General features: G+C 55.7%; 25 protein-coding genes and 1 tRNA gene. 11 read left to right on the top strand and 15 right to left on the bottom strand.

The window, feature by feature from the left end; translation table 11 throughout:
* The first annotated feature begins 30 nt into the window (after positions 1–30).
* On the top strand, positions 31–1,071 hold the full coding sequence (locus BLU01_RS25690) for an FUSC family protein (protein WP_092280751.1): 1,041 nt from the start codon (positions 31–33) through the stop codon (positions 1,069–1,071).
* A gap of 3 nt (positions 1,072–1,074) precedes the next feature.
* Here the strand turns inward: BLU01_RS25690 and BLU01_RS25685 are convergent, their stop codons facing one another.
* Positions 1,075–1,968, bottom strand: coding sequence for a DMT family transporter (locus tag BLU01_RS25685; protein WP_092280749.1), 894 nt, complete (start codon positions 1,966–1,968; stop codon positions 1,075–1,077).
* Positions 1,969–2,104: 136 nt separating this feature from the next.
* Here BLU01_RS25685 and BLU01_RS25680 point away from each other — a divergent pair, with 136 nt between their 5' ends.
* Complete coding sequence (locus BLU01_RS25680) at positions 2,105–2,542, top strand: Lrp/AsnC family transcriptional regulator (RefSeq protein ID WP_054046539.1); 438 nt, start codon at positions 2,105–2,107, stop codon at positions 2,540–2,542.
* 59 nt (positions 2,543–2,601) lie between these two features.
* Entirely contained in the window at positions 2,602–2,931 is a 330-nt protein-coding gene (locus BLU01_RS25675) for a YceK/YidQ family lipoprotein (RefSeq protein ID WP_092280747.1), read from the top strand.
* Positions 2,932–3,039: 108 nt separating this feature from the next.
* On the opposite strand, the gene BLU01_RS25670 is transcribed toward BLU01_RS25675, so the two are convergent.
* Positions 3,040–3,711, bottom strand: coding sequence for a Bax inhibitor-1/YccA family protein (locus BLU01_RS25670; RefSeq protein ID WP_092280745.1), 672 nt, complete (start codon positions 3,709–3,711; stop codon positions 3,040–3,042).
* A 123-nt stretch (positions 3,712–3,834) separates the two neighbouring features.
* Here BLU01_RS25670 and BLU01_RS25665 point away from each other — a divergent pair.
* Positions 3,835–3,922: transfer RNA gene (locus BLU01_RS25665), tRNA-Ser, on the top strand.
* A 326-nt stretch (positions 3,923–4,248) separates the two neighbouring features.
* Entirely contained in the window at positions 4,249–4,524 is a 276-nt protein-coding gene (locus BLU01_RS27675) for a hypothetical protein (protein WP_157720192.1), read from the top strand.
* Positions 4,525–4,563: 39 nt separating this feature from the next.
* Here the strand turns inward: BLU01_RS27675 and BLU01_RS28235 are convergent, their stop codons facing one another.
* Together BLU01_RS28235 and BLU01_RS27825 are read right to left on the bottom strand one after the other, a co-directional pair.
* Positions 4,564–4,803 (bottom strand): YceK/YidQ family lipoprotein, encoded by a 240-nt coding sequence (locus BLU01_RS28235; protein ID WP_092280743.1) that lies wholly within the window; start codon positions 4,801–4,803, stop codon positions 4,564–4,566.
* Between the two features lie 46 nt (positions 4,804–4,849).
* On the bottom strand, positions 4,850–5,041 hold the full coding sequence (locus BLU01_RS27825; protein ID WP_231987113.1) for a YceK/YidQ family lipoprotein: 192 nt from the start codon (positions 5,039–5,041) through the stop codon (positions 4,850–4,852).
* Between the two features lie 184 nt (positions 5,042–5,225).
* On the opposite strand from BLU01_RS27825, the gene BLU01_RS27670 reads away from it, so the two are divergent.
* Both BLU01_RS27670 and BLU01_RS25650 read left to right on the top strand, forming a co-directional pair.
* Positions 5,226–5,387, top strand: a complete 162-nt coding sequence (locus tag BLU01_RS27670) for a hypothetical protein (protein WP_157720191.1) — start codon at positions 5,226–5,228, stop codon at positions 5,385–5,387.
* 216 nt (positions 5,388–5,603) lie between these two features.
* Complete coding sequence (locus tag BLU01_RS25650; RefSeq protein ID WP_092280739.1) at positions 5,604–6,653, top strand: SDR family oxidoreductase; 1,050 nt, start codon at positions 5,604–5,606, stop codon at positions 6,651–6,653.
* Between the two features lie 109 nt (positions 6,654–6,762).
* On the opposite strand, the gene BLU01_RS25645 is transcribed toward BLU01_RS25650, so the two are convergent.
* Together BLU01_RS25645 and BLU01_RS25640 are read right to left on the bottom strand one after the other, a co-directional pair.
* Positions 6,763–7,377 carry a glutathione S-transferase family protein gene (locus BLU01_RS25645; protein WP_092280737.1) on the bottom strand — a complete coding sequence of 205 codons (615 nt, stop codon included), beginning with the start codon at positions 7,375–7,377 and terminating at the stop codon, positions 6,763–6,765.
* Positions 7,378–7,608: 231 nt separating this feature from the next.
* Positions 7,609–8,571 (bottom strand): LysR family transcriptional regulator, encoded by a 963-nt coding sequence (locus tag BLU01_RS25640; RefSeq protein ID WP_197675573.1) that lies wholly within the window; start codon positions 8,569–8,571, stop codon positions 7,609–7,611.
* A gap of 63 nt (positions 8,572–8,634) precedes the next feature.
* On the opposite strand from BLU01_RS25640, the gene BLU01_RS25635 reads away from it, so the two are divergent.
* Positions 8,635–9,531 (top strand): NAD-dependent epimerase/dehydratase family protein, encoded by an 897-nt coding sequence (locus BLU01_RS25635; RefSeq protein WP_092280733.1) that lies wholly within the window; start codon positions 8,635–8,637, stop codon positions 9,529–9,531.
* A 48-nt stretch (positions 9,532–9,579) separates the two neighbouring features.
* Here the strand turns inward: BLU01_RS25635 and BLU01_RS25630 are convergent, their stop codons facing one another.
* From BLU01_RS25630 to BLU01_RS25615, 4 genes are all read right to left on the bottom strand, one after another.
* A complete protein-coding gene (locus tag BLU01_RS25630; RefSeq protein ID WP_092280731.1) occupies positions 9,580–10,980 on the bottom strand; it encodes an efflux transporter outer membrane subunit in 1,401 nt (466 codons plus the stop codon).
* Positions 10,980–14,171, bottom strand: a complete 3,192-nt coding sequence (locus tag BLU01_RS25625) for an efflux RND transporter permease subunit (protein ID WP_092280729.1) — start codon at positions 14,169–14,171, stop codon at positions 10,980–10,982. The genes BLU01_RS25630 and BLU01_RS25625 overlap by 1 nt, the downstream gene beginning before the upstream one ends.
* Positions 14,172–14,183: 12 nt before the next feature.
* A complete protein-coding gene (mexE, locus tag BLU01_RS25620; protein ID WP_092280727.1) occupies positions 14,184–15,443 on the bottom strand; it encodes a multidrug efflux RND transporter periplasmic adaptor subunit MexE in 1,260 nt (419 codons plus the stop codon).
* A 141-nt stretch (positions 15,444–15,584) separates the two neighbouring features.
* A complete protein-coding gene (locus BLU01_RS25615; protein WP_092280725.1) occupies positions 15,585–15,863 on the bottom strand; it encodes a LysR family transcriptional regulator in 279 nt (92 codons plus the stop codon).
* Between the two features lie 168 nt (positions 15,864–16,031).
* Here BLU01_RS25615 and BLU01_RS25610 point away from each other — a divergent pair, with 168 nt between their 5' ends.
* Positions 16,032–16,607, top strand: coding sequence for a TetR/AcrR family transcriptional regulator (locus BLU01_RS25610; protein WP_092280723.1), 576 nt, complete (start codon positions 16,032–16,034; stop codon positions 16,605–16,607).
* A gap of 62 nt (positions 16,608–16,669) precedes the next feature.
* Here BLU01_RS25610 and BLU01_RS25605 read toward each other — a convergent pair whose 3' ends face one another.
* The 3 genes from BLU01_RS25605 to BLU01_RS25595 are packed head-to-tail and all read right to left on the bottom strand — an operon-like array spanning position 16,670 to position 18,020.
* A complete protein-coding gene (locus BLU01_RS25605; protein ID WP_092280721.1) occupies positions 16,670–16,999 on the bottom strand; it encodes a YciI family protein in 330 nt (109 codons plus the stop codon).
* Between the two features lie 47 nt (positions 17,000–17,046).
* Positions 17,047–17,376 (bottom strand): YciI family protein, encoded by a 330-nt coding sequence (locus BLU01_RS25600; RefSeq protein WP_092280719.1) that lies wholly within the window; start codon positions 17,374–17,376, stop codon positions 17,047–17,049.
* A gap of 41 nt (positions 17,377–17,417) precedes the next feature.
* Positions 17,418–18,020 carry an NADPH-dependent F420 reductase gene (locus tag BLU01_RS25595; protein ID WP_092280717.1) on the bottom strand — a complete coding sequence of 201 codons (603 nt, stop codon included), beginning with the start codon at positions 18,018–18,020 and terminating at the stop codon, positions 17,418–17,420.
* Positions 18,021–18,130: 110 nt separating this feature from the next.
* Between BLU01_RS25595 and BLU01_RS25590 the strand changes: the two genes are divergently transcribed.
* Entirely contained in the window at positions 18,131–18,766 is a 636-nt protein-coding gene (locus tag BLU01_RS25590; protein ID WP_197675572.1) for a TetR/AcrR family transcriptional regulator, read from the top strand.
* On the opposite strand, the gene BLU01_RS25585 is transcribed toward BLU01_RS25590, so the two are convergent.
* The gene (locus tag BLU01_RS25585; protein ID WP_092280715.1) at positions 18,763–19,674 is read right to left on the bottom strand and encodes a LysR family transcriptional regulator; all 912 of its coding nucleotides are present in this window, start codon (positions 19,672–19,674) and stop codon (positions 18,763–18,765) included. The genes BLU01_RS25590 and BLU01_RS25585 overlap by 4 nt on opposite strands.
* A gap of 148 nt (positions 19,675–19,822) precedes the next feature.
* On the opposite strand from BLU01_RS25585, the gene BLU01_RS25580 reads away from it, so the two are divergent.
* On the top strand, positions 19,823–20,488 hold the full coding sequence (locus BLU01_RS25580) for a glutathione S-transferase family protein (RefSeq protein ID WP_092280713.1): 666 nt from the start codon (positions 19,823–19,825) through the stop codon (positions 20,486–20,488).
* 48 nt (positions 20,489–20,536) lie between these two features.
* Here the strand turns inward: BLU01_RS25580 and BLU01_RS25575 are convergent, their stop codons facing one another.
* Entirely contained in the window at positions 20,537–21,514 is a 978-nt protein-coding gene (locus BLU01_RS25575) for a zinc-dependent alcohol dehydrogenase family protein (protein WP_092280711.1), read from the bottom strand.
* Positions 21,515–21,555 lie beyond the last annotated feature (41 nt).

Below are 21,555 nucleotides of genomic sequence, written 5' to 3'. Positions count from 1 at the left end.
CCTGATCTGAGAACCTATCGCCTGCCACCGTTGATACGCCGATTGCTCCGTCCGCTGCTGGACCCGTACCGGCGTTATCGCAACGCCCGAGTGATTCACGCGGTGCGGGTTTCGCTGGGTTTGCTCGCAACGATTGCACTGACCACCGGGATCAACCTGCCACACGGTGAGTGGGCCTCGGTGACGATGCTGGTGGTAATTGGCGGTTTGCAGCATCACGGCAACATCGGCAAAAAAGCCGCCGAACGGGCGATTGGCACGTTGATTGGCGCCGGAGTCGGCTTGTTGATCGTCGCGCAGCAAGCCTGGCTCGGCATGCCTTGGCTGACCTATTTTGCGATGTCGGTGGTGTGCGGGTTTTTCTCGTATCACGCCATCGGCAAGGGCGGTTACACGGCTTTGCTGTCGGCGATCACGGTGTTCATCGTCGCCGGTCATGGCGACAACGCCGTGACTGACGGCTTGTGGCGCGGAGTCGATATCTTGATCGGCATCGCCCTGGCGCTGGCGTTCTCCTTCGCCCTGCCGCTGTACGCAGTGTTCTCCTGGCGTTACAACCTCGCGGACGCCTTGCGCGATTGCGCGACAGTTTACGGGCGGATCATTAACGGCCAATCGGTCACCGCTGACGAACACCTCAAACTCATGGGTCGGCTGAACACGGTGATGGTGCAACTGCGTTCGTTGATGCCGTCGGTGTCCAAGGAAGTGAAGATTTCCATGACCGAACTGGACGCGATCCAACGCAATCTGCGCATGTGCATCAGCACCCTGGAAATCCTCGGTAATACGCGGCCGGACGCCAGTGACCCGGTGGCTATGGCCGACCTGCAAACGTCGCTGAAAGTCGAGCATCGACAGGTTCGGGTGCAACTGATCGGCATGGCCCGGGCGCTGAAATCCGGCGCGACCCAGCGCCTCAGCCGTCCCGGTGACGCGCCGGACGCCAGCCTCGACGCGCGGGTTTACAGTCCTTTGGACGGCTACCGTTTATTGACCCGGCAGTTGGCGGCGAATATCAGCGACATGCGTCAGCGTCTGGCCAAAACCGCGCCGCGCTGGAACATTTGACGTTTACGGCGTGGCCACCCGACGCAACTTGATGCGCCAACCTTGTTGCATACCGGCGGCGGCCAGCAGGATCGCCGCGACGCCGAGCCATTGCAGCACTTGCAGACGATGGCCGAAGGCAAACCAGTCAACCAGAATCGCCGCAATCGGGTAGATGAACGCCAGCGCGCCGGTCAGTGCGGTTGGCAGTTTCTGGATCGCGCCGTAGAGCAAAACGTACATCAAACCGGTGTGGACGATGCCCAATGTCAGCAGACTCGCCCAAGCGCTCGGTGCCTGCGGCAGTGCCGAAAAGTGCGCGAACGGCGCGAGCAGCAGCACGCCGGTGCAGACCTGAATCAGCGCGATCAAATGCGGCGGCGTGCCGGTCAGGCGTTTGATGATCAACGCGGCAATCGCGTACAAAAGCGCAGCGCCCAATGCCAGGCCAATTCCCAACAGATATTCATTGCCTCCCTCGCCCTGCTCACCGTGGGCGCTGACGATCGCCAGCATGCCGAGGAACGAAACGACGAGCCAGAAGAGCTTTTGCAGGGTGATTTTCTCGCCGAGAAACAGCGCCGCCAAGCCAACCAACATGAACGGCTGCACGTTGTAGACCGCCGTGCCGATGGCGATCGACGCCCGGGAATAAGAGCCGAACAGCAACACCCAATTGCCGACAATCGCCACGCCGCTGAGCACCGCGAGCGGAAACGTGGTGCGGGTCAGAATGCCGGGCCGGAGGAAGCCGAACGCGGCGCAGATCAACAGCAGCGTGCCAGCGCCGAATACGCAACGCCAGAACACCACGTCCAGCACCGGTTGCCCGGACATCAGCACAAACCAGCCGATGGTCCCGGAGATGAGCATGGCGGCGGTCATTTCAAATGAGCCGTGGCGCAAGGTTTTGTCCATCGTCAGTCTCCCGTGATTGAGCGCAAATTATGCCAATCCGCCGCAGGGCTTCTCCAGCGCAAAAATCAGGCTAAACTCGGCTTTCGCCTTTTTTATCGAGGGCGTTTTGGCTCAATTGCCTAACGGGGGCTTTGCGATGACTGACGACATTGATCAAGTGCTGATCAGCGCGTTGATGGAAGATTCACGGCGTTCACTCAAGGCCCTGGCGCAGATCAGCGGTCTGTCCTCGCCCAGTGTTGCCGAGCGTTTGCGACGCCTGGAAGAGCGCGGTGTGCTCAAGGGTTACACCGTCGAGATCGACCCGAAGTGTTTCGGTTATCAGTTGCAGGCGATTGTGCGTATTCGGCCGCTGCCGGGCCAGTTGCAGGAAGTCGAGCGACAGATTCAGGCTATTCCCGAGTTCACCGAGTGCGATAAAGTCACCGGCGACGACTGCTTTATCGCGCGCTTGCACGTGCGCTCGATGGAACAGTTGGATACCCTGCTCGACCGCCTCAACACTCACGCGGAAACCAATACGGCCATCGTCAAGAAGACCCCGGTCAAACGCCGATTGCCGCCGATGGCGTGATTGGGTTTTTGTCGATATCAACGTAAATCAGTGATTTTTTTTTGCTAAGGATTGGCTTTATGAAAATTCAGATAATGGCATTGGTCGCGCTTATGCTGACGGGTTGCGGCACGGTGCAGACGGTGGTGCGCAGCGATGAAGCGGCGGCAAAAAGTCTCAAGGAGCAGAAAAGTTATTGCGGCGCCATTCCGCGGATCTACAGCGGCGTGACCTACGACTTCTGTTACCTGAATGCGCCGCTGGAGAAAGGGCGTGATTCCGAGACCTATACCAATGCGCCGGCATTCATGTTGATCGACGTGGTGATATCCGGCGCGCTCGATACCTTGCTGCTGCCTTACACGATTTACCGGCAACAGGCTGATGGCAGCATAATTTTGAATGAGTGACGACAGGCCAGTAGAACCAGGCTGATAGACGATTTATCCAGTCAAACTTTTGCAGCGCCCATAAAAAAACCCGCCGAAGCGGGTTTTTTCATTGCTCAAGGCTGGCGATCAATCGTCGCGGCTCATGATGCCGAAGATCTGCAACAAGCTGATGAACAGGTTGTAGATCGATACATACAGGCTGATGGTCGCCATGATGTAGTTGCGTTCGCCGCCGTGAATGATGGCGCTGGTCTGGAACAGAATGCAGACCGAGGAGAACAGCACGAAACCTGCGCTGATCGCCAGTTGCAGCCCGCTGATCTGGAAGAAGATGCTGGCCAGCGTTGCACCCAGCAACACGAAGAAACCGGCGGTGATGAAACCACCGAGGAAGCTCATGTCTTTACGGGTGATCAGCACGTAAGCCGACAGACCACCGAATACCAGCGCAGTCATCGCGAACGCGGAACTGACCACTTCAGCGCCGCCCTGCATGCCCAGGTAGCGGTTGAGGATCGGGCCAAGCAGGAAACCCATGAAACCGGTCAAGGCAAACGCCGACACCAGGCCCCACGCGGAATCGCGCAGTTTGTTGGTCAGGAAGAAAAGGCCATAGAAGCCGATCAGCACCACGAAAATATTCGGGTAACCGACGCGCATCTGTTGAGCTACGAACGCCATCACACCGCTGAATGCGAGAGTGAGGGCGAGCAAGCCGTACGTGTTGCGCAGGACGCGGCTAACCTCTAGCTGCTCAGCCTGCACGCTGTTATTAACTGCGTAATCCTGTTCGCGCATGGCGACACTCCTGTTGGTTTGAAACGTTCAGTGGCAAAGATCATAACAGACGCTCTGTAACAAGCCATGCAGAGAGTTTGACAGTGTGTTTCATTCAGGTATTATGGCGCCCGCAACGCAATAGGAGGTGTGGCCGAGTGGTTTAAGGCAACGGTCTTGAAAACCGTCGACTGTAACAGGTCCATGAGTTCGAATCCCATCGCCTCCGCCATATTTGTACCGACAAAGCCCTGATTATTCAGGGCTTTGTCGTTTATGGGGTTTGTCGAATTCTTTGCTGCTGAGCATGTGTTACATAAGTATTCCGGAAGCGCTCATAACTGATTAGCGCAAAGCACTCTTCTGCCGTCCTGCCGACCGTATACAAACCCAAACCATACAATTCGTTGCTTCACCCTCGCTCGATCCTGCCCGACCCGATTACTGTTTACTCAAACAGTATCTAGGCATCTCCCCGTGGAACCGCATGACATCGAAGAAACCAGCGAGTGGCTGGGCTCACCGACCTAGCTGGAAACCTGCCGCGAGTTCCTGCACATGACCGAGAACGAAGTCCAACAGCTAACCTCGGAACTGCGCGAGTTCCTGCAGGACATCTTCGGCCAGGTGCAGATGCACGCCGAGGTGCCGAACGAGCGCGACCAGCTTAGCGCCGAACTGAGTCGCGCGCACAGAGGCCGCTGGTGCCAACCGCAAGGCGGGCAGCATCGAAACGAAATCAAATTGGGAGCTTTTGGCGCAGAACAAAGTGATCAGCGAGCTTCACGGAAAGCTTCGCGAGCTCACCGGCAAGGATCCGTTTATGAAAATTGAGTCGCCGGATCACTTGCCAATGCGGATGAATTTCAACGCTTAGATATTGCAGCTGTACTGATATTCGAAGGGAAAAAATACTGTATCTACCACCAATGAGAATGGTGCGTCGATCAGCAAAAAAGGAATTAGCTTTCCTTTCGAAGTACCCACGAGCCACCAGTCATATCGCAGCCCGATGTAGGGACAGCGATGTTTGTCGTAATCCATCCGCATAGCGGTGGCCATACACCCACCTAGACTGGCAATCAGGGTTAGCAGAATCACTTTTCGAACCACGTAACGTCCTTTTAATGGTCGCACTCATGTCAACGTATAGCGGTGATCAGTACCAGCAGAAAGGCAGCGAGGCCGTATCAGCTACGAAAGTGAATGGTAAGTCGATGATTACAAGCGGACCGAGAAACTGCGCGAGCACGTACTCACCCTTGACACCATCGTAGCAATCATACGGAGGGTTGGTGACTGCCCCAAGCCAAGCGCAACCACCGAGTTGGGATGTGATCAAAGTCAACATGAGCTTCCGTAGCACGTAATTTCCTTATTACTTTTCCATTGTCTGGTGCGTAGACGCCATCACCAAAAGTTAGTCACCCTCCCCGACTAAATCCGCATGCCCTCCCCTCCGCACCCAACGGCAACCAGCGGAACGGATGAGTGCAGCCGAGTTTTGTTGGTTCTCACCTCAACCGGAGATCGCCATGCATCCCAGCATCCAACTCGGCAACGAAGTGCGCGCAGCGCTGCGCATCCGCTCACGAATCGCCACGAAAGACCTGTACGAAATGATCGGCCGAGCAGTGCCGATGGCGCAGGCCCGCTTCACCGTCAAGGCAGCATGGATATATAACCTCAATCCCTAAATCCCATCATTCATCTGATATTCGGATATCTGATGTTCGTGAACAGTAGATACCGAAAGCTTCATGAATGACGGAGCATGGCTCTGCATCTCATGATGCCTACCATCTCTATTCAGGAATACTCAAGGTGCTGTCATCTAGTCCAAGCCATAACCTTTCAAGCGCTCAGCTTGAAGCGCGGAATGTTTGTGCCCCCCTAATAAAAGGGAGTTGCGCATGAACACTCATCTTCATGCGTTGGTCGTTGGAGCCAGCGGCATCATCGGTAATGCGGTGGTGGAGACCTTGGTGGCAGATCCGCAATGGAGTGTCCGCGCCCTGCGTCGCAGTCTGAACCCGGATGTCGATTCCATCGAGTGCGACCTCACAGATGCAGCAGCTACCAAGGCCGCGCTGGCGGATGTCAGCGATATCACCCACGTTTTTTTTGCGGCATACCAGCCCAATGGCAATGCGCTAACTGAGGCACAGACCAATGCGGCGATGTTGCGCAACGTCCTCGACGGCCTGAAAGCCGCTGGAGCCAGCGTTCAGCGAGTCGTGCTGTACCAGGGCGCGAAAGTATACGGCGGCCACTTGGGCGGGCCGGTTCCTACGCCATTTTACGAAGATGCTTCTCGGCATCTGGCGGCGAATTTGTATTTCGCCCAGGAAGACGTCCTGCGTGAACGCCAGCTCGCCGGCGAATTGGAATACTCAATTCTCCGGCCGGATGCCGTATTGGGCGACATCGCTGGCAATCCTTTCAATATCGCCATGGTCATCGGTGCTTACGCGGCACTGTGCCGCGAATCCGGTGTGCCACTCAAATTCCCCGGTTCGCCACACACCTATCGGGGCATTTACGCTCAATTAACAGATGCCCGCTGGCTTGGGCGCGCAAGCCTATGGGCCGCAACTGCCGATAGTGCGCGCAATGAAGCCTTTAACTTAGTCGGTGAACCGTTCCGCTGGAACCACCTGTGGAAGAAGCTGGGTGAAGCCCTTGACCTGCCGATCGATGAGCCACAACCGATGTCGATGAGCACGCACATGGCTGATCAGGCAGATGTTTGGCAGCACCTCGCAGAGAAACACGACTTGCAACCCATACCATATGCACAGTTAGTGAACTGGGGGTTTGGAGACTTTGTATTCAACTTCCAACAGGACCTGCTATCTGACATGGGCAAGATTCGCCGTGCCGGTTTCACGGAGCCTATGCACACCGAAGTCGCTTTGCTCGAAATGATCGCTAGCTTGCGAGCAAAACGCTTTTTGCCGTGATGTGTTTGGTATCCACACTGACGTTAAAAAACTCTTCCACACAACTACGCCAAGATGTTGAGATCCTGGCGACTAACCTTACCTCGCCAGCAACACTTGCTCTTCCTGCTTATTGAAAAGCGTTCAAGCCCCGCTGGACGGCGGGCCTTGCTTCGATGGCGTGAAACCAATCTGCCAGTCGAGGATGGCTTCTCCAGTCCAAACGGTCGCGAACAGATGAAGCGATCGTAAATGCAGAAATATCTGCCATAGAGAAACGATCTCCGGCCATAAATTCCTCCGTCAGAAAACCTTCTGCAAAAATGAGCTGCTCGATTACGCGCTCGCTCATTACTGCGGCGGCATCGTCCAATCCCGCCTGACGTAGGAAAAATGCAGCGTGGCTAGGAGCGATAACGTCAGTCACGAAAAAGAAGTAGCGATCAAAAACTCTGACAGTTTCTGGGCCGGGCCAAATTGGCGCGAGCTGACCTGGGACTTTGGCATCAGCGTATTGGATGATCGCGTTCGACTGATTGATGATCAGCGCTGGCGTCTCCGAATGGTCGACCAGTGTAGGAACCTTACCGGCAGGATTGAGAGCCTTGTAAGATATATCGCGCTGCTCGTGTGCCCAAAGATCCACTTTCCTGGGGGTATATGAAATGCCCGCCTCTTCCAGCGCGATCGCGGCCCGAAAACTATTTCCCGTATTGGCGCCGTACAGCTCAATTAAGTCGTTCATATGGCACTCTTTTCGATTTCAGAATCCCTAGCGACGGGTCAACCGTTATGGAGCGACCAGAATACGGTGGCGACTGCCAGACCCTGAGCCAGGAACTGATTGGTCGCAGCTCCGCTTGCGCTGCCGTCTGCACGGCATGTGTAGGTGTCGATGAGTCTCTGAAACAACTCGGTGTTCTGGCTTCCGCCCGACTTGATACCGGTGTAGTACTCATTAAGCGAGACGCTGCCATTAAAGCGATCTCATTACTTCTGAAAGAAACTCGGTGAATAGCCGTACTTTTTGCGAAGGAACCCGTCCCGCTGGATAAACGGCGTTGACCGCTATTGAATCCAGCAACCAGTCCGGCAAGACCGAGATAAGCTGTCCAGACTGCAACTCGGCTTGGCATATCCAGGCAGATGCAATCGTGAATCCCAGCCCTGAACAAGCACTCGCGAGGGCGGCCTCTGCCGAAGCGACACGAATACGCGGGGACATCTTCACCACAGTCGATACCCCATCACGACTGAAATTCCAACCTGGACTTGCTGACCCGCCGGGACCTGCGATGGAGTGAAAATTCGTCAGATCTGACGGTTGCTGAGGAGTGCCCATGGCAGCCAAAAAAGCAGGCGAGGCAACCAACAACCTGTTCTCAATGGCGAGCCGCTTGAAACCAAATGACGAGTCTTCCAATTCGCCAAAACGGATCGCCATATCAGCGCCTTCAGCGACAAGATCATGCATTCTGTCCAACGTCAGAAGCTCCAGCTTCAGCTCAGGATGAACTGCCAAGAATTTCGGCAACTGAGGAATAACGATCCTCCCCGCCAAGATAGAAGGCAGCGCCACTCGCAGTACACCTTTCAGGCTGTCCATCCCCATTGCGACGTGGTCGGCCTCCTCCAGATCAAACAGAATCTGCCGTGCTTTTTGCAAAAAAACCTGTCCGGCCTCCGTTGGCACAATTCGGCGGGTACTTCGCAGCAATAGTCGCGTATTTAATCTTGATTCGAGTTCAGAAATTATTCGGGAGATGGAGGGCTGAGATAAACCAAGCTCCCGGGCTGCTGCCGAAAAGCTCGCTGTCTCAGCCGCTCTCACGAACACCTTTAACTCTTGGAAACGATCACTCATTTTGATCTCGGATAGGTGATATTCAAAATCACCCGATAGTCTCCATTTTGCGAATACCGCACCATTCTTCAACACGCTCTGCGCCGCGCTTTGATGCACAAGCGTGGTGAGCTAAAACGTCACCACAGAGGATTGAAGATGAAAGTATTTGTCACTGGAGCATCGGGGTACTTAGGCGGTTCCATCAGCCACCGCTTGGTCGAAAATGGACATGAGGTTATCGGTTTGGTAAGGACGTCTGTACAAGCTGAATGGTTGGAAGCGCGGGGCATTGCTGCGCAGATCGGAACGCTTGATGACGCCGATTTGCTTCAAGAGGTCGCGCGCTCCGCCGACGCCACTATCAATGCCGCGAACTCAGATCATTACTTCTCCATTCGAGCATTGATCACTGCGTTGGCCGGTACCGGGAAAACCCTCATCCATACCAGCGGAGCCAGCATCGTCTGTGACGACGCGATGGGAGGTGAACCCAGTCAGGCCATTTACGCAGATGATCAGCCTTTCACACCCATGCTGCACCGCGTTCCCCGCATTGAAATCGATCGCATGGTCAGGACTGCGGGCGTCAACCAAGGTTTGCGCGCATTTGTAATCAGCCCGTCGACGGTTTACGGCAACGGCCTAGGCATGAAAGTCGTGAGTGACCAATTACCCAAAATCGTCGCGAAATCCAAAGAACTGGGTGCCGGGGTTTACATCGGCAGCGGCAAAACTATCTGGTCCAACGTCAACATCAACGACCTTGTGGATCTTTACCTTTCAGCCTTGGAACGCGCGCCATCCGGAGCATTTTTCTTTGCAGAGAATGGTGAAAGTACCTTCGAATCAATCGCGCGCGCAGTGAGCAAGTCCCTTGGTTTCGAAGGCAGAACCCTAAGTTGGGACATTAATGATGCGATGTCTGAACTGGGTGGTTTCGCTCGGATTGCGCTGGCGACAAACGCACGTGTACGCGCCATCAACGCGCGCAAGCTTTTGGATTGGCAACCCAGTGGTCCGTCGCTTGAGCAAGCAGTTGAACAAGGGCTCTGATTAACAAACCGTCTCAGCGATGCAAATCGCTGAGACTTAGCGGCCTGGTCAACCTTTATCGCTATCCCAACCACCTCCCAGTGATTTGTAGATCGCAACGATCGCACGGTATTGATCGGTTTCGCCGAGCGCCTGAGCATCCTCGGCGTTGAGGCGCTCACGCTGTGCGTCCAACAACACTAGATAATCCACGGTCCCTTCTTTGTATTGGATGGCTGCCAGATCAGCTGCTGCACGGCTCGACTCACTCTGCCGGATCAGCGATAGCAGCCGTTGTTGGCGTTTTCCGTAATCACTGAATGCGTTCTCCGACTCTTCCAGAGCCAGCAACACTTGTTGCTCGTAGGTGGCCAAGGCGCCTTCGGCGTCGGCGTCGGCGCCACGAATGCGTGCGCGAACGCTGCCCAAGTCAAATGCCGCCCAGGTAATGCTTGGTCCGAGCCCCCAGGCTCTGGCAGCACTGGAGCCAATCTGCGAACCTCGGCCGGCTGTGAAACCCAGAAAGCCGCTCAAGCTCACCCTCGGAAACAGGTCTGCGGTGGCCACGCCGATATCCGCAGTGGCGGATGCCAGTCTGCGTTCGGCAGCGAGCACGTCCGGACGCCGGCGCAGCAACTCGGCTGGATCACCGACTGGCAGCGCTTTCGCGATGGCCGGCAAGTCCGCAGGGGCCAACGATACGCTCAGTTTATCCGGGCGCTCACCCAACAGCGTGGCGATGCGGTTTTGCTGCCGCACCTGCTCCGCTTGTAGCTGCGGAACAGTTGCCTCGACAGCAGCCAGACGCGCATCAGCCCGTACTACATCGAGTTCATTTCCGACTCCGGCATCGCGCAGACTAACTGTCACAGTGCGCGAGTCCTGTTGATTCTTCAGATTCGCCAAGGCGATTTTTTCTCGCAGTTGGGCGCCGCGCAATTGTCCGTAGGCGTCCACTAATTCAGCGATCATCGTCACGCGCAGTTGGTATAGATCGGCCGCTGCTGCGCCCTCCTGCGCATTACTGGACTCCAGTTGACGCTGGATACGCCCAAACAGATCGACTTCCCAAGCCATGTCCAAACCAAGATCGTAACGTTCCTGATTGACTCGGCGTTCCGTTTGGCCCGGCACTTGAGCCCGCCCTTGCTCGCTACTAATACGGCTTGTGACCACCGGCAAATTGTCATTGCTGACGTCATCGCGTATCGCCCGTGCCGCCTTCCAGCGAGCGAACGCAACACGAAGATCGCGGTTACCTTGCAGGGATTTGCTCACTAACTGATTGAGCGTGGGGTCATCGAACTGTTGCCACCATACCGTTTCAAATCGCGACTGATCGTATTGGCTGGTGTGCGCTGCCGCGATCGTCGCGGGAGCGGTATCGGGTGCCTTGTAGTCCGGGCCTACCGTGCAGGCAGCGAGGGCTAGAACCAGGAGGCTGGGTAAAAAAAGCTTAAGAGTGTTCATCAGTGTGCCTCCGGATTCGAAGCGTGGGTTTGCTCAGCCTTGCCAACCTTGCGGGCGTTTTTGCGTTCGATGTAGCGACGGATCAACACGAAGAACACGGGTGTCAGTAGCAAGCCGAAGAAGGTCACGCCGAGCATCCCGGAGAACACCGCAACGCCCATGGCACGGCGCATTTCCGATCCGGCACCGGTCGATGTCACGAGCGGAATCACACCCATGATGAACGCAAACGAAGTCATCAGGATCGGGCGCAGACGCATACGGCAGGCTTCAAGCACCGCGTCCAGCGGCGACAGCCCTTGATCCTGTTTGTCCTTGGCGAACTCGACGATCAGGATCGCGTTTTTGCACGCCAGGCCCACCAGTACGATCAGGCCAATCTGGGTGAAGATATTGTTGTCGCCTTTGGAAATGATTACCCCGGCAATCGCCGACAGCAGGGTCATCGGCACGATCAGGATCACCGCTAACGGCAGGCTCCAGCTTTCGTACAGTGCCGCCAGTACCAGGAACGCCAACAGTACGCAGAGCGGGAACACCAGCAACGCGGTATCGCCGGACAAAATCTGCTGAAAGGTCAGGTCGGTCCACTCGTAGGTCATGCCGTTGGGCAGTTCCTCCTTGAGCAGTTTTTCTATCGCAGCCTGAGCCTGGCCGGAGCTGTATCCCGGTGCCGCGCCGCCGTTAATTTCCGCTGTGATAAAGCCGTTGTAGTGCATCACCCGATCCGGGCCGGAGGTGGGCGTGACCTTGACGAAGGTCGCCAGCGGGATCATCTCGCCACGGTCGTTGCGCACCTTCAACTGGCCGATCTGTTCAGGCTCCTGGCGGAACTGCTGTTCAGCCTGGACGTTGACCTGATAGGTGCGGCCAAACCGGTTGAAGTCGTTGGCGTACAGCGAGCCGAGATAGACCTGCAAGGTGTCGAAAATATCGCTGATTGCCACGCCGTGAGTCTTGGCTTTCTCGCGATCGATGTTTGCTTCGACCTGCGGCACGTTGACCGTGTAGCTGGTGAACAGGTTGGCCAATTCCGGCACCGAACGGCTTTTGGTGATGATGTTCATGGTTTCCTTGTACAGCTCGTCGTAGCCCAAGTTGCCCCGGTCCTCGATCTGCAAACGGAAACCACCGATGGTACCCAGGCCTTGTACCGGTGGTGGCGGGAACACCGCGATGTAGGCGTCCTGGATGCCGCCGAACTTGGCGTTCAGCGATGCGGAAATCCCCATCGCCGAAAGGCTCGGGTCGGCGCGTTCTTCGAAGTTGCTCAACCCGATGAACGCGATACCGGCGTTCGGGCTGTTAGTGAAGCCGTTGATCGACAGGCCCGGAAACGCCACGGCGCTGTCGAAGCCCGGTTCGTTCATGGCGATGGTGCTCATGCGACGGATTACATTCTCAGTGCGATCCAGGCTGGCGGCGTCTGGCAATTGGGCGAAGGTCACCAGGTACTTCTTGTCTTGCGTCGGCACGAACCCGGTTGGGGTGGTGCTGAAGCCCATGTAGGTCATCGCGATCAGGCCAGCATAAATCAGCAACGCAACGCTACTGCCCCGAATGATCTTGGCTACTGCCACCACATAACCGTGGCTGGCCTTTTCGAAGAAGCGGTTGAAAGGTTTGAACAACCAGCCACCTAGCAAACGATCGAGCACTTTCGAGAAGTGATCCTTCGGCGCGCCGTGGGCCTTGAGCAATACCGCCGCCAGTGCCGGCGAAAGGGTCAGCGAGTTGAATGCCGAAATCACCGTCGAGATGGCAATGGTTAACGCGAATTGCTTATAGAACTGCCCGGTAAGGCCAGAGATGAACGCCGCAGGTACGAATACCGCACAGAGCACCAATGCCGTGGCGATGATTGGCCCCGTCACTTCGCCCATGGCTTTCTTGGTCGCTTCGATCGGCTCCAGCCCGCCCTCGATATTTCGCTCGACGTTCTCCACCACCACGATCGCATCGTCGACCACGATACCGATGGCCAATACCAGTCCGAACAGCGACAAGGCGTTAAGCGAAAATCCGAGCAGGTGCATCACGGCAAAGGTACCGATCAGCGACACGGGTACCGCGACCAGGGGAATGATCGAGGCGCGCCAGGTTTGCAGGAACAGGATCACCACCAGCACCACGAGAATCAGGGCTTCGAACAGGGTGTGGACCACCGCCTCAATCGAGCTACGAACGAAGATAGTCGGGTCGTAGACGATCTCGAAATCCATGCCTTCCGGAAAGTTTTTCTTCAGCTCGGCCATTTTCGCCCGCACCTGGTTAGAGATGTCGATGGCGTTGGAACCGGGGCGCTGGAAGATCGGCATCGCTACCGCTTCCTGGTTGTTCAGCAAGGCGCGCAAAGCGTACTGGTTTGAGCCGAGTTCGACTCGGGCGATGTCCTTCAGGCGCGTTATTTCGCCGTTGGCACCGCTGCGAATGATCACGTTTTCAAACTCTTCTTCAGTGACCAGGCGTCCCTGGGAGTTGATCGACATTTGGAAACTGGTGGCATTCGGCGCTGGTGGCGCACCGAGTTGCCCAGCAGCGACCTGACGGTTTTGCTCACGTACCGCGTTGACTACATCAGTTGCGGTCAGATTGCGCGAAGCGGTCTTGTTCGGGTCGAGCCAAATACGCAGTGAGTAGTCGCCCATGCCGAACAACTGCACGTCGCCGATACCGTTCAGACGGGCCAATTCATCCTTTACATTGAGGATCGCGTAGTTCGACAGGTAGAGCATGTCGTAGCGCTTATCCGGCGATACCAGATGCACCAGCAACGTCAGCTCAGGCGAAGCCTTGTCGACGGTAATACCGATGCGAGTCACTTCTTCCGGCAGCTTTGGCTCGGTGCGGGTCACGCGGTTTTGCACTTGGACTTGGGCGTTGTCGAGATCGGTGCCGAGGGCGAAGGTCACTGTCAGAGTCAGGCGACCGTCAGCGGTTGATTGCGAGGACATGTACAGCATGTTCTCTACGCCAGTAATGGCTTGCTCCAGTGGAGCAGCCACCGTTTCCCCAATAACTTTTGGGTTGGCACCCGGATAGTTGGCGTGGACCACCACGGTCGGAGGAACCACCTCGGGGTATTCGCTGATGGGCAATTGGAACAGCGAGATAGTGCCAGCAATTAAAATCAGCAGAGACAGTACGGCGGCGAAAATTGGCCGCGTAATGAAGAACTGGGAAAATTTCATGTCAGATCTCCATTAACCGCGAGGCGAAATCGCAGTTTCCGTCTTCACCAGTTCAGGTGATTTGACAGAGACGGGCGACTGGATGACGGGACGATTACTGGCTTCAATTGCCTGACGCTGGCTCGCCAGTGTGGCAACCGTTTCCGGGCTAGCCATTGGCGCATCCTGCGGATCAATCACCGCGCCAGGACGAACGCGTTGAAGGCCGTTGATGACAATGCGATCTTCTTTCTGCAAACCACTGCGAACGATGCGCAGCCCCTCAAGCTTTGGCCCCAGATCGACGCTGCGATAGATAGCTTTGTTGTCTTTATCGACGACCAGCACAAATTTCTTGCCGAGGTCAGTCCCCACTGCTTCGTCTTTGATCAGCAAGCCGGGGTAGGCAGCGCTGCCGACTAACTTCAACCGGGCATACAGTCCGGGGGTGTACTGACCGTCAGCGTTATCGAACACCGCGCGGCCGCGAATGGTGCCGGTTTTCGGGTTGACTTGGTTATCGACGAAGTTCATCTGCCCGATGTGGCTGTTGCCCTCCTCGTTTGACAGGCCCATGTACACCGGAGTGGCTTGACCGCGCTGCCCTTGGCGGGAAAGCAGACTGTATTTAAGGAACATGCGCTCGTCAGTATCGAAATAGGCGTAGACCTTATCGGTGGAGACAACGCTGGTAAGCGGCGTGGTGTCAGCGGTGACGATGTTGCCGGCGGTGATTTCCGCCCGACTGACTCGACCGGTGATCGGTGCGGTAACGCGGGTGAAACTGAGGTTCAAGCGTGCGAGATCCAGCTGCGCCTGAATGGCATCGACACCGGCCCGGGCTTCTTGTGCAGTGGTGGTGCGAGTGTCGGCCAACTCTGCGGAAATCGCGTTGCTGCTCAACAAGCGCTGGCCGCGCTGAGCTTCGTTGCCTGTGCGAACCAAAGTTGCTCGGGCTTGTTGCAGCTGCGCTTCGATGCGATGGACTTCATGTTCGAACGGACGTGCATCAATCTGAAACAGCAAATCACCTCTTTTTACCAGTGCACCATCGGTGAAGGCCACACGGTCGATCTGACCCGAAACCCGAGGACGAACCTCGACGGTTTCTGGCGCCTCCAGTCGAGCGGTGACTTCATCCCACTCGGTGATGGGCTGTTCGAGTACCTTGGCAACGGTGACGTGTGGCGCTGCTGGTGCCAACGCTGCATCAGGTGTGCGGTCACACGCTGCCAGAACTGTCAGTGCCAACGCAGCAAGAGGATAACGCAGAGGTTTTAGTGACTGTTCCATGGGATGTGTCCGCCAGACGGGTTTAGGGATTTGTGGATTCTCGGCCTCACGCGAGGCCTCGACGAATTGAACGGAGTGAATTTGGGTATCACTATTAATGATAGGTGTCATGTTTAAAGCCGAAAGAAGAACTGGCCCTGTTCAACCCTTGGTATCCGCAAGAGCAACGCAAACAGAATCAAGCGCCGGGCCAAGCATTTGCGCTGCACTTAAAGCTCTAGGCGTTGGCACCATTGTGCGGCCATTGCGCTCAAACAATGGGTCGTTGAACAGCCTACGAAGTCGAATCAACGCAGCGCTCACCGCTGGCTGGCCGAGCGATAGCCTCTTGCCTGCACGAGTTAAGTTACGTTCCTGGATGAGCGTTTCGAAGACAACGAGCAGGTTCAAATCGATACTGCGCAGCTCATTACGTTTCATGGGACACATTCCCGTATAGATTTTGACTAGAGTCGCAGACTCGGGACACGCCTAGCATCGCGGAGGTCCGAAGGACGTTCGTCTACGACGTTATATGATCACCGTAATCAATGCTAGCATCGAAGCAAATCGGTTCAATCAGGTTCGCCTGCACTAGAGGAACACCTCATGAAAGTCACGAAAGAACAAGCGGCGGCGAATAAAGAGGCGATCCTCACTGCCGCATCCCGCCTATATCGCGAAAAAGGTATAGATGGAATTGGCATCGGTGAACTCTCACGATCAGTGGGTCTGACCCATGGCGGATTTTACGGACAGTTTCCTGGCGGAAAGGAACAGCTAGCATCGGAAGCCGTCAGCAGAACATTCGAGTCAAACATCCAAGAGTGGCAGAACGCAAAAACCATCTCGGAACTCATACAGGGTTACTTGACGCAAGCGCATCTGGATAATTGGATGGAGGGCTGCCCCATCCCCGCTTTAGGTGCAGACGTCGCTCGCACTGGCGGTGCAGTCAGCAGTGCATTCACCAAAGGTATTGAGGACTTGATTGAAACGCTGATGGTGCTGGTCGAGGGCGAAACTCATGACGAGAAGTACCGGGAATCGCTTCGCATACTTTCCTCAATAGCTGGTGCAATGCTGATTGCCAGAGCGCTGGACAGCCCTCAATTATCTGAACAGTTCTTGCAGTCGGTCATCAGTGGCTGGCCTGCCGCGCCTGAAAAAAAGAGCGGGCTGTAAAGCGCCGCTCAAAGGATGAAAACCACACCCCGAAGAACATCATATGAGTCTTCCTGGGCTGATCAGGTATGGAACGGCACCCACATCATCTTCACTTCGACATTCAGTAGGCCTGACTTAACCGTTGGATCGTCGGTGCCGATCTTGATGGCTTCTTCGAGGTCAGCGGCCTTGAAGATCGTCATGCCGCCGTCTGCCAGTACGCCATTAAGCCCGCCAGCTTTTTCCATGAACGGACCGCTGAGCACGGTCAGGCCTTTCTCTTGCATTTCGATCATGTAGCCAACATGGTCCATGAACCCAGGTTGCTCGTTGTATTTCACGCCTTGGACCCAGTTCGGGCCAGGGGATTGGAAGGCGACAAAATAATGTGGGCCGTTTTCGTCAATCATGATTGTTACTCCAAAAGGAAAATGGGGGATTCAAAAGCGATGTGCTGTCAGGTATGGAATGGGACCCACATCATTTTGACTTCGAGGTTTAGGAAGCCGGACTTGACCGTTGGATCGTCGCCGGCGATTTTTTTTGCGTCTTCAAAATCAGCGGCCTTGAAAATCGACATGCCGCCGTTTGCCAACACTCCATTGAGCCCGCCCGCCTTTTCCATGAACGGGCCGCTGAGCACAATCAGCCCCTTCTGATGCAGTTCGATCATGTAATTCACATGAGTCATAAACTCAGGTTGTTCGTTGTATTTCACGCCCGGTACCCATTTCGGCCCTGGGGTGTGAAAGGCTACAAAATAGTGTGGCCCGTTTTCGTCAATCATCGTTTTGCACTCCAGAAGGATAGTTTGTTTAGAAAGAATGATTATTGAGGGAGTAAGAAGTCATGCCCGGCGAGAGGGCCGCCGGCTTGTTGCATTCTTCCACCCTCCTTGAGTCCCCCGAGATCGACGGTGCGAAAGCCAATTCTCTGAATGAACTCGGTCACGAACGCCTTGGCTTCGCTGTCATCGCCGGACACGAACAGCACCCTTCGGCCTTGGTTGTGGACGGGGCCAGCATTGAAGTTAGCCATTTCAAGATTGTTGAACGCCTTGACTACCCGTGCGCCCGGCGCCAACTCAGCAACAATTTCACTCGCGCCACGCTCCCCGAGGTCGTCAAACACCCATTTGGGCGTTGTCTCCAAAAACGGGTTAGTGGCGTCAATCAGGATTCGGTTGTTCCATGCTGGCAGTCCACTGAGAACTGTCTCGATCGTCGTCCAAGGCGTAGCCAGTAGCACCACCGGAGCTGCGGCGGCTTCGGCGAGGGTGACGACGGAAGCCTTCGGCCCCAACTGCGACAGTGCATCGGCCAATTTAGTCGCACCACTGCGGTTGCTCAGCAAGACCTCATGGCCCTGATCAATCGCGTGCTTAGCAATGGACAGCGCCACAGTGCCCGAGCCCAACATCCCAATTTTCATAAAAGCGACCTCATAAGCGATGCGTTAAATCGGGGAAATGTTTTTTTGGAGTGATCACTCCTATATGCAATACTATGGCGCTGGAAATCCCCTCGTCAAGGAATATTGGAGTGATTGAACCAAAATTATCTGAACCCAAAAAACGTGGTCGCGGGCGGCCATCGAATTTCGACCGGGCGATTGCCGTGCACCAAGCAATGAAATTGTTTTGGGAGTCGGGCTACGAAGGCACATCCTTCGAAAGCCTGATTGCGGTGATGGGAATCAGTGCGTCGAGCTTTTACAACTCTTTTGGGAGTAAAGAGCAGCTCTACGCAGAGGCGACTAATGCCTATCTGGCAGCGTCAGGTGAGTGGTTTCTCGGCATCTTGAATGATGCGACTGACACGCGAACCGCCTTCAAACGATTGATGGAGGCGACCGCTACTGAGTTCACCCGAGACGATCTACCCTCCGGCTGCATGATTTCCGTAGCATGCGTTCACGTTCCTCCCGCGTTGCATTCGGTTCGCGAAATGATGACCGAGCACAGAGCGATGGCTCGCCATGCAATGGAGGCGAGGATTCAGCGCGGCATCGATGAAGGTGACGTGTCGGCCGACACCAATACCCAAGCATTAGCCGCTTACTTCAATGTGCTCGCCCGAGGATTGGCTGTACAAGCCAGAGATGGTGCGACCTCCCACCAACTTCTGGAGATCGTTCAGGTCGCCATGCAAGCGTTTCCTGCTGGCCCAAGGCTTTAGTCAGGTCCTCTAAGCCACGGATTGCGCTGGAACTCTTCCACTAGGAAATCCACCATCACGCGAGTCTTCTGCGGGATCCAGGATGAGGCAGGCATTACCGCATAGATGGGAACGAAAGCGGCGTCGTAATCTGTCAGCAGCCTAACCAATCTACCGGCCTCCAGATCCTCGCCGCAGGCCGACAATGGCGCTCTCAAAACTCCAAGTCCTGCGATCGCGGCTTCGCAAAGCGCTTCAAACCCGTTCACCCGATAGGGTCCTTCAACTTCAACCGACACTGTCTCACCGTTGACACCGCTGAACGTCCACTCGAAAGGCGTGGGGTTGCGCAGGTAAATCAGGCACGGTACGCGAGCCAAATCGCGAGGATGAAGAATCGCTGGATGGTCCTTCAGGAACGCGGGCGAGGCTACGGTGACAGGTTGGAGAGCACCGAGTTTTCGCGCCTGGTGAGAGCTATCTTTCATTTCGCCAACGCGGATAGACACATCTACGCCATCGCGAATCAGATCTGTCGCGGAATCGCTCAGGAAATGCTCCAACACGATGTCGGGGTAGCGCTGGAAAAAGCGCGGCAGCAACGGGGTCAATTGCTTTCGCCCGAGCAGAATTGGTGTAGCGATACGTAAGGTGCCTGAAGGCGTCTGGCGGGTATTGAATGCATCGCCTAACGCCATGGCGTATTGCTCAAGAATAAGCTTCGCCTGCTCATAAAACCGCTCACCGGCATCAGTCAAAAACAACCGGCGGGTGGTACGTGAAAATAGCTTGGCCTGTAGCTGTTTTTCCAAATCGGTAATTTGCTTGCTGACCGTCGATTGACTGATCGACAGCTCAATCGCCGTGCGCGAAAAGCTGCCGATTTCGACGACCCTCACGAAGATTTCTAACGCCGAAAATCTGTCCACACCGCCCCTCTACCGCTGTCATACCCGGCCTGCATATATTCCGGCCGGCGATAAATTTTATCGTCGCCCAACCAATTATCACTTTTGAACCGCTCTATTAGTCTGGCTCTGCGCAACGCCCTTAACATTCAGTTTTATGGAGTCAGTCATGACCATCAGCATCTACGGCGACAGTGGTTCCGGCAGTTTTCGCCGCGTATGGACCGCTGCAAAACACATGGGCATTCAGTTCGAACATATCCCGGTCGACTTGTTGAAAGGCGAAAGCCAAGCGCCGGAATTTCTGGCGATCAGCCCGGTCGGTCGCGTGCCGGTATTGGTCGATGGCGATATCGTCATCTCCGAAGCTTCGGCCATCAACATCTACTTGGCGGAGAAATTCGACTCGCCGCTGTTGCCCAAAGGCACCGCCCGGTATGAAACCTTGCAGTGGATGTTCTGGTCCGCTGAACACTGGCGCGTATTTTCCTCCTACCTGTTCAACGAACGCATCGGCAAACGCGTGATGGGCGTGGCGGAAGACCCGACTATGGTCGAGTTCATCTTCACCAACATCCGCAGCAACGCCGCGATGCTCGACAAACACCTCGAAGGCAAAAAATTCATCGTCGGTGACCAGGTGACGCTGGCGGACTTCGATATCGCAGCACCGTTCTCGCAGATGGCCAGAACCAAAACACCGTACGATGAATTCCCGAACATCATGGCCTGGCAGCAACGCCTGCTGGATGAAGTTCCGGCCTGGAAAGAAACCAAAGAGCTGCTGGACGACCGCATGGACCGCGCGTTTTCCGCGTTCGGTATCACGTTCTGATCTGACTGTGTGGGGGCGCCGAACATCGGCGCCTCCTTAACCAAATGGTCAGTGCGCCCCGTTGATCTCCAACAACACCTTGCCGCCTTTTTGAGTGTGGACGATGGCGTCCTTGAAGGCTGCCAGCGGATACACCTTTGCAACCGGTACTTGTAGACTTCCGGATCTGATCAACTCGACCGCTTCATGCAATATTTCAGGCACTTTCACCCTGAAGGCGGGTTTGTTCTGATAAAAGTTGTGCATCGTGATGCTCTTTCTCATCAGCGGCCTGAGATCTCCCGGTGCAGACATGTCGCCGCTCATTTGTGCGTAGTTGACCAACGATCCTCCAGCCGATAACGCGCTAACCAATCGCGCAGTCGCCACTCCGCTGATGCCGCAGAGCGCCAAGCGCACTGCACCGTCACCGACCATGTCTTGAACGCGCTCAGTCGCATCATTTTCATCCACCAAAACAATGTCTCCACCAGCCGCTTCCACCTCAGCGACTTGCTCCTGTCGCCGCACAAAATTGACCGTCCGTAACCCGCGCCCCTTGGCGATGGCGATCACCGCCCTGCCCACCCCGGAGTTCGCGCAATTCTGCACCACCCAATCGCCGGGTTGTAGGTCAACGAATTCACTCAGCAAAAGTGCCGCTGTGGGCGGATTGATACGCAACATGGCGAGCTGCTGAATATCCGCATCCACGGGCAAAGCGAAGAGATCTGCGGCGGGAATGACCATCCGCTCGCGCCAGGTAAAGCTATAGAGCGGTGGCGTCACGCGATCCCCGACCTTTACATCGTCCACGCCCGCGCCAACGACCAACACGATACCGACGCCTTCGTTGCCGACAACACTCGGTAATGGCGGATGCACCGGAAACTTACCGCCAAACAACAGTAAATCGTTGTGGTTAACTGGGGCGAACTCGACACCGATCAACACCTCGCCCGGTCCGGGTGGGGGTGGCTCAGCGATGTCGACCAACTCCAGACTTTCGAGGGGGTCGCCGTAAGCGTTGATCTGGATCGCTTTCATGTTGGAGTACCTGCGTGAGGGTTTAAATGTCCATGCCGGAC

It is taken from the genome of Pseudomonas prosekii, from assembly GCF_900105155.1.
GTDB classification, from domain to species: domain Bacteria; phylum Pseudomonadota; class Gammaproteobacteria; order Pseudomonadales; family Pseudomonadaceae; genus Aquipseudomonas; species Aquipseudomonas prosekii.
The sequence above is the reverse complement of the archived record's forward strand: the minus strand, read 5'-3'. Positions and strand labels throughout refer to the sequence as shown.

Coding starts and splice junctions, on each gene's coding strand:
- BLU01_RS27675 (WP_157720192.1), top strand. CDS start 4,249: ATGACCGAGAACGAAGTCCAACAGCTAACCTCGGAACTGCGCGAGTTC.
- BLU01_RS25580 (WP_092280713.1), top strand. CDS start 19,823: ATGACCATCAGCATCTACGGCGACAGTGGTTCCGGCAGTTTTCGCCGC.
- BLU01_RS25600 (WP_092280719.1), bottom strand. CDS start 17,376: ATGATTGACGAAAACGGGCCACACTATTTTGTAGCCTTTCACACCCCA.
- BLU01_RS27670 (WP_157720191.1), top strand. CDS start 5,226: ATGCATCCCAGCATCCAACTCGGCAACGAAGTGCGCGCAGCGCTGCGC.
- BLU01_RS25670 (WP_092280745.1), bottom strand. CDS start 3,711: ATGCGCGAACAGGATTACGCAGTTAATAACAGCGTGCAGGCTGAGCAG.
- BLU01_RS25635 (WP_092280733.1), top strand. CDS start 8,635: ATGAAAGTATTTGTCACTGGAGCATCGGGGTACTTAGGCGGTTCCATC.
- mexE (WP_092280727.1), bottom strand. CDS start 15,443: ATGGAACAGTCACTAAAACCTCTGCGTTATCCTCTTGCTGCGTTGGCA.
- BLU01_RS27825 (WP_231987113.1), bottom strand. CDS start 5,041: ATGTTGACTTTGATCACATCCCAACTCGGTGGTTGCGCTTGGCTTGGG.
- BLU01_RS25680 (WP_054046539.1), top strand. CDS start 2,105: ATGACTGACGACATTGATCAAGTGCTGATCAGCGCGTTGATGGAAGAT.
- BLU01_RS25675 (WP_092280747.1), top strand. CDS start 2,602: ATGAAAATTCAGATAATGGCATTGGTCGCGCTTATGCTGACGGGTTGC.
- BLU01_RS25625 (WP_092280729.1), bottom strand. CDS start 14,171: ATGAAATTTTCCCAGTTCTTCATTACGCGGCCAATTTTCGCCGCCGTA.
- BLU01_RS25575 (WP_092280711.1), bottom strand. CDS start 21,514: ATGAAAGCGATCCAGATCAACGCTTACGGCGACCCCCTCGAAAGTCTG.
- BLU01_RS25615 (WP_092280725.1), bottom strand. CDS start 15,863: ATGAAACGTAATGAGCTGCGCAGTATCGATTTGAACCTGCTCGTTGTC.
- BLU01_RS25610 (WP_092280723.1), top strand. CDS start 16,032: ATGAAAGTCACGAAAGAACAAGCGGCGGCGAATAAAGAGGCGATCCTC.
- BLU01_RS25630 (WP_092280731.1), bottom strand. CDS start 10,980: ATGAACACTCTTAAGCTTTTTTTACCCAGCCTCCTGGTTCTAGCCCTC.
- BLU01_RS25595 (WP_092280717.1), bottom strand. CDS start 18,020: ATGAAAATTGGGATGTTGGGCTCGGGCACTGTGGCGCTGTCCATTGCT.
- BLU01_RS25605 (WP_092280721.1), bottom strand. CDS start 16,999: ATGATTGACGAAAACGGCCCACATTATTTTGTCGCCTTCCAATCCCCT.
- BLU01_RS25650 (WP_092280739.1), top strand. CDS start 5,604: ATGAACACTCATCTTCATGCGTTGGTCGTTGGAGCCAGCGGCATCATC.
- BLU01_RS25645 (WP_092280737.1), bottom strand. CDS start 7,377: ATGAACGACTTAATTGAGCTGTACGGCGCCAATACGGGAAATAGTTTT.
- BLU01_RS25685 (WP_092280749.1), bottom strand. CDS start 1,968: ATGGACAAAACCTTGCGCCACGGCTCATTTGAAATGACCGCCGCCATG.